The sequence below is a fragment of the Saccharicrinis sp. 156 genome (genome assembly GCF_050589685.1).
Classification (GTDB): domain Bacteria; phylum Bacteroidota; class Bacteroidia; order Bacteroidales; family Marinilabiliaceae; genus Saccharicrinis.
Map to the genome: position 1 here is coordinate 44,384 of NZ_JBNGOS010000013.1, position 12,607 is coordinate 56,990.

The following is a 12,607-nucleotide window of genomic DNA, read 5'->3' on the forward strand; positions in this document are numbered from 1 at the left end:
AAAAATGAAAAATAAAATATTAATTCTTATCATATTAGCGGTAAGCCAATCTTTTTTGGGATGTAATGATTGGTTAGATGTGTCACCAGTAACAGATATCGATTTAGAAGATCAGATTAAATCGGCAGATGGTTTTAATGAAATGCTAAATGGAGTGTATATTTCATTAAGTGACGAAAGTTTGTACGGGCACCATTTAATGTATGGTGCGTTGGCACAAGCGGCTCAAAACCATGTTGAGTCATCTGATTTGCCAATTACAAATTTCGATTATGTATCGACCAACCCAAAGTCAATTATTAAGAATGTCTGGAACAATCTTTATAATGCAATAGCAAATAACAATATAATACTGGATAATATCGATGATAATGCAGACCTGTTTTTACCTGATGATTATAAGTTGGTTAAAGCTGAAGCCATAGCGCTTAGGGCATTTATCCACTTTGATGCATTAAGATTGTTTGGAGATGTATACGTAGACGGTACTAGCGAAGATCCTCAAATACCGTATGTTACAAAATATGAGAGATTAAGATTCCCTCATCTTCCCATTGCAGATGTATATGCAAAAATTCTTGAAGATCTGGATGCCGCAGAAGCTATACTTGAAGAAGTTGATCCTATAAAAGGCAGTTACGAGGGTATATTATTTTCCGCTGATGAACGCAAGTATCATATGAACTATTATGCTGTTTTGGCCCTGAAAGCAAGAGTGTATATTACCATGAAAGACAATGTAAATGCATTATTGTATGCCGAAAAAGTTATAAATGAATATGAATGGAGTTGGGTAAGTCCCGATCGCTTAAATGGTAGTGATGATGAAAAAGATTTATTATTCATGGATGAGCTTATATGCGCACTCAATGTGTCGAAACTGAACACTTATTATAATAGATACTTTGGAGAGAATAGCACTCAATACCATGCGGCAACCACAAGTGATAATTATGCCGATCTTGTGTTTGAGAAAACCATTGCTCCTGTTCGTTGGTGGCAATCCCCAACACCGGGACCAGGCGGAAACGACTGGAGATATTTGCATTTGATGAAGATCGGTGGTTTTGGTCATAGGTCAATTTCTATAAAATATGATCAGGATGTTCCAATTCAGAAATATTTTTCTGACGAAGGTTGGGTTACTTTGATTCAACACAGAACGGTTCCATTAATTAGAATTACCGAATTAATGTTAATTGCGGCTGAAGCCAGTCTTGAAACAGATTTGGATAAAGCCATTCAATATGTAAATTCCATCAAAGAGAAAAGAGAAGTAGAATTGACCGATATTTCTGGAAGTGTCGAAGATGTATTGGATGCTATTGTTAAAGAATTACGTAAGGAAACTTACCTGGAAGGGCAAATATTTTATATGTATAAAAGATTGCAACTTACCAGCATACCAACAATGGGTACTAAATATTTTAGAGATGTAACTCCCGAGAATTTTATTTTTCCACTACCTGACAATGAACTGGAATTTGGAAATATTCAGGAATAGTTATTTGATAGAAAAAATAATCTATTAATTATCATTTACATAAAATATTATGAAGACAAAAAATATATCTATACTACTTTTCCTATTAGTATTCGTGCTTTCCTGTTCTAAAGACGAGATTACCGAATACAGAGGAGTTAATTATGTTTATTATGAAGACATGGTTAATGATGAAGGTGAATATCCTTCAAAATACTTTACATTCTTGTTTGAGGATGAATCTACTACGGAGAAAACAATTGAAATTCCCGTATTGGTTTCAGGAACAATGTCTGATAATGACAGATTGTTTAAGGTTGAAATCGTTGATACTTTAACAACAGCTATTGAAAATACACATTTTGAAATCGATCCGGATATTCAATCAATTTCTGAAAACGCTATTGGAGGAAACCTAATTGTGAAGTTGCTTAGAACTGCCGACATGCAGAATACCGAATATACTTTAGGATTAAAAGTTGCTGCGAATGAAAATTTTATACCGGCTTTTAGCCAGGTATATAAATTGCGCTTTAGCGACTTTCTTTCCGAACCCGATTGGTGGTATCCCTGGACCAGGTATGCAGGTATTAATGGCAGGTATCCATATATTGGGGAGTTTACCGTCACTAAATGTATATTGTGGATGGAGTTCAATGAAATAATGGATGGTACAGATCCAATTGCTGAATATAAAGATAGGCAAAGTTCTACCGGAATTTGGTTGTATGTGGATGCACCTGTATATGCGCTTATGTTCGGCTTTAAAAATTGGCTAGCCGACCATCCGGATGCTCCAATATATGATGAAAATGGGGATTTAGTTTTAAATACACTTTACTAAAGAATGAACAAAATGAAAATAATAAATAGAATTGTATATAGTCTATTGATCGGAATCTTTATGGTATCCTGCTTAAAGGATAATGGAGAATACGATTATATCGAACTGGAAGGAGTAGATTTTTCAAACCTTCCAACAGAAGAATATGCTATTATTGGTACAGAACTGGAGATCGAGGGTAATATTGTTACTGATATTCCAGAAGAAAACCGGGCTTATGCCTGGTATATTCGTGTATTTCGAGATGGAGACAGGACGGGTGATACTTTAAGTGTAGAAAAAGATTTGAATGTGATCACTTCCTTTGACCCTGGGACTCAAAATCTAATTTATTCAGTTTACGACAAAGAAAACAATGTAAGGTATAATAAAGCGATTGATATATATGTCGTAACGCCTTTTACTCAAGGCTGGGCAATTTTAAAAGAAAAAAATGGTTTGGCCGAATTCGATTTTATTTCTGAAATTACAGATGATCTTATTGTAGATGTTTTTGAAAATGTTGCCAAGGTTAACCCAACAGGAACTCCTGTTAATATCGGATTTAACTGGAACAAAGCACAAGGATGGAATCAAATGTTTATCTGCACGAGTGATGGCGGTGCTTATTTTGATGGGATTACCATGCAGTTAGATAAATACATTGTAGATCGGTTTAATTCAACAAGCAGACTTGAGCTCCCATTTACAAAAATTGGGATTGATAATATTACAGATGGCTATGGTTGGCCTTTATTGGCAGGTGGAAATATTTATACCAAAAATGGAAGTTCCCTTGAAGATGGCTGGTGGGAATTTCCTGCTGAGGGTGACTATTATGTAACAGATAAAATGGCCTGGGGGCTTGGTACTGTGGTGTATTTTGATGAACTAAACAGACGATACATTACAAATGCAAAGAATGGCTATTATACTGATTATTATAAAATGGAAGCCGTAACCACTAGTGATCCTGAAAATGCCCTTTTCGACCCATCAAACCTAAACATGGATTGTATGTGGATGGAAACTGAAGGTTCAAGTTACAATATAATATCAGTGCTGAAGAGTGATGCCGGAAATTACTTTTTACAAAGATTTTTATCTCATATAACTAAAGGCTTTACCGCCAATGCACATATTCAGCTTCCAACAGGTTTAGTGGATGATAATTCTCAATATGCAAACGATAATGTGTATAGTTTTACCTACATGTCGCAGGGTAATAAAATTCACCGTTACAACAGGGTATCAGATGTAATTAACGAAAACTACCTGGAATTAACTGGTGAGATTAAGAAACTGGAAGTACATAAAGAAGGGGGTGTTTTAGCCGTTGTTTACGATAGCCAAGATGGAGGATCAACTATTGAAATCATTGATTTGTTAAATGATGGTGCTGTTTTGGCGACATACGAAATCGATTCTAAAGTGGTAGAAATCGAACACAAATTAGATGACTAGAGTTTAATTCGTGATTTATGACAATCTCTCTAAGTTATATATTTATATGGCTTAGGGGTATTGTTTGAAAATGCTATAATTAGCTGTGCTGCAGGTACCCTCTATTCTTATGTCTTTTGCATTATATTTTGTGATTATAAAGTGGTAACGGGATAATTAACCCATTCGTAACAAATTGTTTAGGTATGAAAATAATAATATTTAGTTTAGGATTGGCCTTGAGTCTGGTGGCTTGCATAAAAAAAGCTCCAGACTACGCTGTATTTACTGGTAAAATTGATAATCTCGATATTAAAGAGATAACCTTAGCAAAAGCAGATCGGTCGTTTAGCAAGAAAATTGCTGTTGATCCAAATGGTACTTTTGCCGATACAATTAAAGCTGATCCCGGCCTATACTTGCTTACTGCAGGTAAAAACAGGTCGAGTGTATATCTATACAATGGGAGTGCTGTTAACATTACGGCAGACGCTAAAGATTTTAATGCTTCTCTTAATGTTTCTGGCAAGGGTGCAGCGGCCACTAATTATATGATATTTAAAAATAAAAAGACTGCGGAACTTAAAGGTGAAGGCATGGACGTTTATAAATTGGAAGAAGCTGATTTTAAAAATAAATTTAAGGAAATAAATAAGACCTTAAATGCCAAATTAGATACCGCCCAAGGAATTACGCCTGCCTTTAAATCCTTAGAAAAGCGCAATCTTAATTACGACTATTTACTTGAATTGTCGCGCTATGCCGGTGGTTATCATAGGCAATGGGCAAAAAAAAGAGGCTACAAAGCTTCTGAGGAGTTTTTAGCTGAATTAAAGGAAATTGATCTGAATAATGACATTGACTTTTATTTCTCGAGTGCATATAAAAAATTAGTTCACCGGCATTATAATGAAGAAATAAAACAATTAATTAAAAAAGAATCCATTGACTATGGACTTGTTAAGGTGACGGTATATTCAACCATTCCGAATCAAACCATAAAGAATGAACTTATTTTCTCCGGAGCGGAAAACCAAATTTACAACACGGAAAAATTTGAGGATTTTTACAATATATTTATGGGTGCTTCTACAAACGAAGAAAACAATGCTAAGATCACTGAAATTTACAATCAGTTAATAAAGCTCAACAAAGGTCAACGATCACCAAAGTTTGTCGATTACGAGAACAATGCAGGAGGAACACTTTCATTGGATGACCTCAAAGGGAAATATATCTTTATAGATGTTTGGGCAACTTGGTGTGGCCCTTGTGTTGCTGAATTACCGTACTTAAAACGGTTGGAAAAAGAATATAGCGGCAAGAATATAAGTTTTCTGAGTATCTCTATGGATGATCAAAAAGATCATGATAAATGGACAAAAATGATTGCAGATAAGGGGCTGGGTGGCATTCAAGTGCTTGCGGACAGCGCTTTTAAATCTCAATTTATACAAGATTATGAAATTAGATCAATTCCGCGTTTTATATTAATCGATCCAGAAGGTCTAATTGTAACACAACATGCACCACGTCCTTCCAGTCCCGAAATCATCGATTTATTCAATTCGTTAAATATTTAAAAACCGAAGACACTGTTTCATAAAAGGGCGTAGTTTTAAAAATACAGGGGGTAGTTATTTAGAGTTGAAACCTTTGTAACCAGATAGCTAAACACTGACCTAGGTTAATACCGCAATTTCGGATTGGCATTAACAGACTTATAATGGAGAAACGAAATAATGTTCTGTTCAACGGAGCTAATTATTGGGCTCCGACGACGTTTTGTGGCAAATAATCGACATGCGTTAAACCCGGATTATGTATTGGAGGTTCGTCATGAGCATTGCAAGTACAATAAAACAAGGCATTACTGAAACGAGGCATAACTTGTCCCGATTACTTTCGGGAGCATCGTTCTGGTGAGTTGAAGTGATGCAACGAAGTGTCTTGTTTTGAAACAATTTCAATGTGTAATAGATTTTCTAATGCATATTGCGGGTTAAACATATTAAGGACATAATTTTATCACATCAACTAATAATTAATGTAATGAATAACAAACTTACTTTGACGATAGCAATTATTCTATTTGGCCTATCATTTTATTCTTGTAATAATGAAACTACTATTAAAGTTTCAGGGGAATTAATCGGGGGGGGGCAAGATACTCTGGTCTTTACCAATAAAATCACAAAAGAAACCTTTAACGTTTTGGTAAATGATAGTGGCAAATTTACAAATGAATTTCATGGAGAACCAGGTTATTACCGAGTACGGTCCAAATCACAACAAGTTCTCCCCGGAATTGAAATTTATCTACAAAAGAATAACGTAGCAAGTTTTAAAATTGAAACAGAAAACTGGAGGAGAGAACAAAATTATACGGTTTCGAATAATCCGGAAAGTGAATATTTAAAGCATTTTAATAAATCGAATACTACTCTTTACCGAAAATATAATTATAGCTTGAACAAGCTTGAAGCTGCGCATTTTATCTCCGTGATAGACTCGATGCGTTCGGAACAAAATATATACCTTGAAACGTTTATTTCTAAGCATAAGAAATTGGATGATGATTTCATAAAAGTTGAACAAGAAAGAATACGCTACAATTACGCGGCATTGAAAGAAAGTTATGCATTAAGAAAAAAGCCATCTGCGTTACCTGATAATTTTTTCGATTTCAGGAAACAATTAAATTACAATGATGAGAAGCTTCTGGCGATATCTGCAGTCGATTATGGTTCGACAGTAAGTCGATTTATTCTTAATGAAACAAATCAAACATTAACCGATAATGAAGATTACATGCTTCATACCATCAAAACCTGCATTAAAAACGTCTCGAATCAGAAAGTTTTGGATCATCTTTTAACCACTATGGTAGCGCCATATTTAAAAGATTCAGAAAAGTTCGAAGAGGCATACGCGCTGTTCATTGAAAATTGTAGCAATGAGGATTATGTAAAAATGGCAACTGAAAATTTCAAAAAGTATCAGAAAACGAAAAAAGGAAATCCTTCTCCAAAGTTTGTGGATTACGAAAACTGTGCAGGCGGAACTTCATCATTAGATGATTTTAAAGGCAAGTATGTGTATATAGATGTATGGGCAACATGGTGTGGACCCTGTCTTGCCGAGATTCCTCACCTTAAAAAGGTAGAGCACAAATATCAGGGTAAAAACATTGAGTTTGTAAGTATCTCGGTGGATGTGGAAAAAAACAAGGAGAAGTGGAAGGAAATGGTGGCTGATAAAGAGCTTGGTGGAGTTCAGTTGAGAGCCATTGACAAAGAGTTTATGGATGCCTATTCTATTTCGGGTATTCCACGGTTTATCTTGATTGATACTCGGGGAAATATTGTATCCAGAAGTGCCCCCCGTCCGTCCAACCCTGAGCTGATAACCTTATTTGACGAATTGGGAATATAAATTATTTGCAACTTTTTTGGATTAGTTAGTTTATTTTTCAAGCGTCCTGGGCATAACCTGCCCGGGATTTTTTGTGCTTCACAAAGCAACCAAACATCCGTTTTTTTTCAAGGTTCGGAATTTTTTATTATGGCTATTTCTTTAAATAACTGTCTAAATCCCAATAGTCAACATCGTATTTGTTAAATCCGGTGAGCTGTTTAAAAGCAGTTCCCTCGGGCGTTGAGTTATTGGATAGGAGCAAGAATGTTTTCAACACTATTTTTTCGTCGATGATTTCGGCAACAAAATAACCCAGCTTACCTAATACAGCACTTACTTCAAGTAAAATACGATGGTTGAAATAGCAAACCTGTACCTTTTTAAATAAGGCATCTTCAATTAAATTACATATCAATGTTATGTTTATCAGGAACAACCTTTCGCACAACCTATCTAATGCATGCGATTGGATATACACTGGCAGTTTCGTTTTTGAACCATGATACACTTCTTTCAGCAATTCTGTATTTATTTCGCAATCTTCAATAACGGTATCCTCACATTTAAAATCAATTGCAGGATGTTGTACTAAAAAAATAGGTCGCCAATGATTATCGATATTAATATGTTTTTTTACCGGAAGATGACTTTTTAGGTAATAATATGATGAACAGTTAAACTTTTTGTGGTTAACCCTGGGATTTAATTCATAGTGTAAGGTATATAGGGTATGTGTTGGAAGGGTTAGGGTTTTTAACATATCGCATACCGATATTTCTACCAACCAATGTTGTTTGTGCGTGTCGCCATAATATTCTTTCAGGTATTCCACGTCTTTTTCAAGCTCCTTTTTAGTCGCCTCGTCTGTTTTGATGAATTGCTCAATATAACTCATTAATCCATCCATAAGGTAAAGATCGAGAAGGCATATCTTTATTTCGGCAGGTTTTAAGGGACTGTGTCGTTTGGTTTGCAAAGCCATTTTTACCGACCTCTTAAAAATGGAAACAATTTTTGGAGGAATATCAAAATCAGGATGATATTTTACATCGCCATGGTGAATGGTATAAGTGTATGTTTGAATAAAATCATATGATGTAAGCTTGTCGGTAATATTACATCCAACCCCTTTACACAACTCTACCAAGCGTAGTTTGTTGGCCTCAACCGCTTTTTTTACATTAAACCTGGTAGGTTGAGCAGTCTTCTTTTTCGTTTAGGTTTTGATCGTGCCATAAGTATCAAGTTAATAGTATGTAATAAAGATTGATAAGTCTTTGCATTCGTAGGGCTTTTATCCTTTAGTCATCCGATGAGTGGTTTTGGAACGGTTCTGTATAAGCGAAATGTAAATCAGAACCGTTCTCTATTCTTGCTCCGCAGCAATAGTTCTTTCTTATTTTATTCCCAACCTAAATTACTGATCCCATGCCGATAAATAAACGTTCCCAAACCCGAAAAAAAACATGCCTATGTTTTTGCAAAATCATAAGCATGTTTTTAGTAAAACGTAACTATGTTTTTATAAAAACATAAGCACGAATTTAAGAGCCGTCAGTTCGAAAGAGTTTTATTCCACTTTTACATAGTCCAAATTCTTCTGCATTTTCTTTAGTTCTTTGCCGGGAGTAAAAATGCACTTAGCACTTTTAATGGAGTTTGAACCAACTTCTTCCCTTGTTTCTTCCCCGTTGCTCCCGATACTAATTCTAAGACTTCCCAGCTCGCCCAACCTAACAATTGCCCCCTCTTCTAGTCCGTCCTGGATATTCTCAACCAAAGAATAAAGAACCGCCCGGATGTCAGCCCCGCCAACGGTGCTCGTTCTTTCAATACGTTTGGTGAGTTTCTCGAGGGTTAACTCGCCGTTACTGACGGCACTTGCATAAAATTTTTTTTCTCCTCCGCCAGCAACACCAGGCTGGCCCCTTTCAATGACTTTGTATTTTACAGCCATAATTAAAAAAGATTTAGTTGTATATTGCAAAAGTACCGCCCGCCTCCTCTTCCAATCCGGTCGGTCAAAACAGGGAAGGTTGATGACCGGCAGGCGGTATATTCTACCATATTTCTACTAAAGTTATGGGAATAAATTATATTGTCGCAAAGTATCATTATGTTTTACTTGGGCGATGGTTTAGTATTGACAAACGTACGATAAATGTAGACTAATAAACGTTTATAGTCAGTGTGTGCATCAAATAGGTAAAAAGGTAAAGAATAGGTAGCTTAACCCTATAAAGGTTATTTATAACTTTAGCGTTCAGTAGCGCCATAATTTTTATGGTAATCCGATGAGAATAAATAGAACAAAAAAGCCCCTGTAACAAACAGAGGCTTAACTATTTTAATAATATCTTGGTTTTAACAATCCTTTTTATCCTATAAGCATAGCCTATTATTGGAAGCTGTCATAATCGCATTTAATTTGGTCATCTGGTCTTGGGTCAAAAAACTTTTAAATTCCTGACATGAATGGTTTTGGATTTCTATCATCTTAGCCTCCATACCCACTTTATTTTTGCCTATGTATTCGTTAAATTCGGTGGCCGCTTTAAGAAGTACACCATAAGTCTGAATGGATTGCGTATCCGTTAAGTCTATGTTTAATCTCAACTTTGCGGTCTGCATTTGAGCGGTTTGTTGCGCCATTGATATTTGATCCTTTACATCAGTTTGTGCAGAAATGTTTAAAGTTATGGCCAGTGCTATTAATACAATGTATTTCATGTTATTTGGTTTTACTATTTATATTTTGATTGTTTCTTGATTTACTTTCAAAGGAACAGTAAAAACAAATAGTATTAGGTTAATGCTCAATGAATATAGGTTAATTAAGGTTAATGGTGATGAGTCCCGAGTCAACGGTTATTAGTTATTCGTAGTGAGTCGTAAAACCTTACTATCGTTCTCCTTTCCCGATGATATGATACTTTAACGCATCGGGATTTCGTTTCTCTCAATCTCCTTTCCCCATTCTCCATTTTGACCGGCCACCAATGACCGACCACCGTTCACTGATGACTGGTCACCGGACATTGGAACAATAATTTTATAGGTTTACAAAATGGCAAAGCCCTTATAACCAGTATAATATTCAATCACTCTGCTGATCGACCTAATTATTTGCGCCGGCTATGCCGGTTTCATTTATTATATTAGCATCCCTAAACAATTCACACATGAACCCAAAAAAAACAATCTTAGGTCACCCTACTGCTTTATTTACTCTTTTTGCCACAGAAATGTGGGAACGTTTCAACTACTATGGTATGCGCGCGCTGCTCATGATTTACCTGACCGGAAACCTGGCGACCGGAGGTTTTGGAATGGACGAGGATGCAGCCTTGATTATCTACGGTATTTTTACTTCGTTGGTTTACGTTACTCCCATATTAGGAGGTATTCTGGCCGATAAGTTGCTCGGGCAACGAAAGACGATATACATAGGCGCATTGACCATGGCCATTGGGCAGATTCTGCTGGCCTATTCTGCTGTTATATCCGGCCACAACATGGAGTTTAAAGAAAGCATATTTTATATTGGTCTGGGAATATTAATATTCGGTAACGGCTTTTTTAAGCCCAACATTTCCACCATGGTAGGTGAGTTGTACGAGGCCAATGATGCACGAAGGGACGGGGCCTTTACCATTTTTTATATGGGTATCAATATCGGTGCCATGCTGGGACCCTTTATTTCGGGGTGGCTGGCCGAGAATGACTCTTTTGGACGTTGGGAGTATGGTTTTTTGGCAGCGGCAATGGCCATGATTGTCGGTTTCTTGTGGTTCTTTTTTTCGCGTTCGGCACTGGGAACGGTAGGTATGCCACCAAAGTACAAAGGCAAAATAGATAAGCTGACGGCTAAAGATAATATGGAAGTATTTACTTACGTGATCGCTATTGTTTTGGCCATTGTAGCAACGGTTTATATGGGCAAGATCATTTCACCTTCAGCCCGAAATATCATGGTGTATTCTATTCTGATTCTTGGTGCACTTTACCTCTTGCAAAGTATTGTCCGCAATACCCGGGGTAAAACAGAATGGAGCAGGGTAGGGGTGATCATGGTTCTTGTGGTGTTTAACGTTGTGTTTTGGAGCGGTTACGAGCAGGCAGGAGGCTTGTTTAACCTTTTTGCGCGGGACAGTCTGGACAGAAACCTGGGCAGTTGGACTATCCCTACTACCTGGTTTCAGATGGTACCCGCTATTTCGGTGGTGCTGTTTGCCCCGGTGTTTAGCATTCTATGGGTTCGGTTAGATCGCATTAAGCTAAACCCCAATACGCCCGTTAAATTTGCCTGGGGAATTGTATTGTTGAGTTTGGGTTTTGTGGTAATGGGGTATGCCAACGATTTAACCAAAGGAGGAACCACGTTGATTAACCCCATGTGGCTGGTACTGGTTTTCGTTATCCATACCTGGGGCGAATTATGCCTTTCGCCCATAGGGCTTTCCATGGTCACCAAGCTTTCTCCCCATAAAATTGTATCTACGATGATGGGGGTGTGGATGGGCTCTTTTGCGGCGGGTAATTTCGTGGCCTCACAAATGAAAGCCATCGCAAACAGTCTGGAGAATTCGCTGGGACGTGAAGTGCCCGTTTATTGGTTTATCGCCGTTGAAACAGCCATAGCCGGAGGAATCTTGTTCCTGATCAGCCCGTGGCTCAAAAAAATGATGAAGGGCTTGAAATAGAAATGCGGGAAATAATACCATTTACCAATGGACATATTTCTAATATATGTGATACATGTCAGGTTAAGAAGTTAGTGTATAGAGTTAAGGGGTAAATGTGTGTTGATTTGAGTGCTGTAAATCAGCTCTCCTCCTTTAAAAGGAGGAGTACCTCACTAAAGTGAGGGGAGGTGGTTTAGTAAGTTAAGCTTCTGTTTTGATAAAACTCTTTAATTTCATCAATTATTTCATTGGGATGTTCGAATACTATGCGGTTCTCAAACCGTAGTGTAGTAATGCCAAAAGCATTAAGTTTTTCATCTCTCAACCTATCATATTCCTCATTAAAAACATGGTATTCGCCATCCAATTCTATTGCTAGTTTTAATTGGGAACAATAGAAATCAAGAATATAATTATCAATAGAATGCTACTTCTAAATTTCAAATTGCAAACTCTCTTTCCTTTAAGATAATTCCAAAGTTCACATTCTGCAGGTGTGGAATTATTTCTCAATAATTTCCTTTTTTTGATATGTTCTGGTCGGTTGCTATCCATTATTGTAATATTTCCTTAAACTAATATACAAAAACGTATAGAACCACCTCCCCTCCACTGCGTGGAGGTACTCCTCCTTGACAAGGAGGAGAGCTGATTCCCGTAACTTATAATGATTAACAAATTTAATTATCCTTTAGCTTGACGGATATAGCTACAGCTAGTGCATCAATTCAACAAATCCAAAGAGCCTGCTCCAAA

Annotated in this window: 9 protein-coding genes and 1 pseudogene; 6 read left to right on the forward strand and 4 right to left on the reverse strand. The window is 36.8% G+C overall.

The window, feature by feature from the left end; genetic code table 11:
* The first annotated feature begins 4 nt into the window (after positions 1-4).
* From ACRD64_RS09965 to ACRD64_RS09985, 5 genes are all read left to right on the forward strand, one after another.
* A complete protein-coding gene (locus ACRD64_RS09965) occupies positions 5-1,504 on the forward strand; it encodes a RagB/SusD family nutrient uptake outer membrane protein (RefSeq protein WP_430933185.1) in 1,500 nt (499 codons plus the stop codon).
* Positions 1,505-1,553: 49 nt separating this feature from the next.
* Positions 1,554-2,327, forward strand: coding sequence for a DUF4843 domain-containing protein (locus ACRD64_RS09970; RefSeq protein WP_430933186.1), 774 nt, complete (start codon positions 1,554-1,556; stop codon positions 2,325-2,327).
* Positions 2,328-2,339: 12 nt separating this feature from the next.
* Entirely contained in the window at positions 2,340-3,770 is a 1,431-nt protein-coding gene (locus tag ACRD64_RS09975; protein ID WP_430933188.1) for a PKD-like family lipoprotein, read from the forward strand.
* Between the two features lie 185 nt (positions 3,771-3,955).
* Positions 3,956-5,332, forward strand: coding sequence for a TlpA family protein disulfide reductase (locus ACRD64_RS09980; RefSeq protein ID WP_430933190.1), 1,377 nt, complete (start codon positions 3,956-3,958; stop codon positions 5,330-5,332).
* A 469-nt stretch (positions 5,333-5,801) separates the two neighbouring features.
* Positions 5,802-7,184 carry a TlpA family protein disulfide reductase gene (locus ACRD64_RS09985; RefSeq protein ID WP_430933191.1) on the forward strand — a complete coding sequence of 461 codons (1,383 nt, stop codon included), beginning with the start codon at positions 5,802-5,804 and terminating at the stop codon, positions 7,182-7,184.
* Positions 7,185-7,317: 133 nt separating this feature from the next.
* Here ACRD64_RS09985 and ACRD64_RS09990 read toward each other — a convergent pair whose 3' ends face one another.
* From ACRD64_RS09990 to ACRD64_RS10000, 3 genes are all read right to left on the reverse strand, one after another.
* Positions 7,318-8,313 carry a hypothetical protein gene (locus ACRD64_RS09990; protein WP_430933192.1) on the reverse strand — a complete coding sequence of 332 codons (996 nt, stop codon included), beginning with the start codon at positions 8,311-8,313 and terminating at the stop codon, positions 7,318-7,320.
* Positions 8,314-8,736: 423 nt separating this feature from the next.
* Positions 8,737-9,123, reverse strand: a complete 387-nt coding sequence (locus tag ACRD64_RS09995) for an HU family DNA-binding protein (RefSeq protein ID WP_430933193.1) — start codon at positions 9,121-9,123, stop codon at positions 8,737-8,739.
* A 425-nt stretch (positions 9,124-9,548) separates the two neighbouring features.
* Positions 9,549-9,896: a hypothetical protein gene (locus ACRD64_RS10000; protein ID WP_430933194.1), complete on the reverse strand. Its 348-nt coding sequence runs from the start codon at positions 9,894-9,896 to the stop codon at positions 9,549-9,551.
* Between the two features lie 452 nt (positions 9,897-10,348).
* Here ACRD64_RS10000 and ACRD64_RS10005 point away from each other — a divergent pair, with 452 nt between their 5' ends.
* On the forward strand, positions 10,349-11,869 hold the full coding sequence (locus ACRD64_RS10005) for a peptide MFS transporter (RefSeq protein ID WP_430933195.1): 1,521 nt from the start codon (positions 10,349-10,351) through the stop codon (positions 11,867-11,869).
* A 175-nt stretch (positions 11,870-12,044) separates the two neighbouring features.
* On the opposite strand, the pseudogene ACRD64_RS10010 reads toward ACRD64_RS10005, so the two are convergent.
* Positions 12,045-12,406, reverse strand: a pseudogene (locus ACRD64_RS10010) (endonuclease domain-containing protein).
* Between the last annotated feature and the right edge of the window lie 201 nt (positions 12,407-12,607).

Coding starts and splice junctions, on each gene's coding strand:
- ACRD64_RS09965 (WP_430933185.1), top strand. CDS start 5: ATGAAAAATAAAATATTAATTCTTATCATATTAGCGGTAAGCCAATCT.
- ACRD64_RS09970 (WP_430933186.1), top strand. CDS start 1,554: ATGAAGACAAAAAATATATCTATACTACTTTTCCTATTAGTATTCGTG.
- ACRD64_RS09975 (WP_430933188.1), top strand. CDS start 2,340: ATGAAAATAATAAATAGAATTGTATATAGTCTATTGATCGGAATCTTT.
- ACRD64_RS09980 (WP_430933190.1), top strand. CDS start 3,956: ATGAAAATAATAATATTTAGTTTAGGATTGGCCTTGAGTCTGGTGGCT.
- ACRD64_RS09985 (WP_430933191.1), top strand. CDS start 5,802: ATGAATAACAAACTTACTTTGACGATAGCAATTATTCTATTTGGCCTA.
- ACRD64_RS09995 (WP_430933193.1), bottom strand. CDS start 9,123: ATGGCTGTAAAATACAAAGTCATTGAAAGGGGCCAGCCTGGTGTTGCT.
- ACRD64_RS10000 (WP_430933194.1), bottom strand. CDS start 9,896: ATGAAATACATTGTATTAATAGCACTGGCCATAACTTTAAACATTTCT.
- ACRD64_RS10005 (WP_430933195.1), top strand. CDS start 10,349: ATGAACCCAAAAAAAACAATCTTAGGTCACCCTACTGCTTTATTTACT.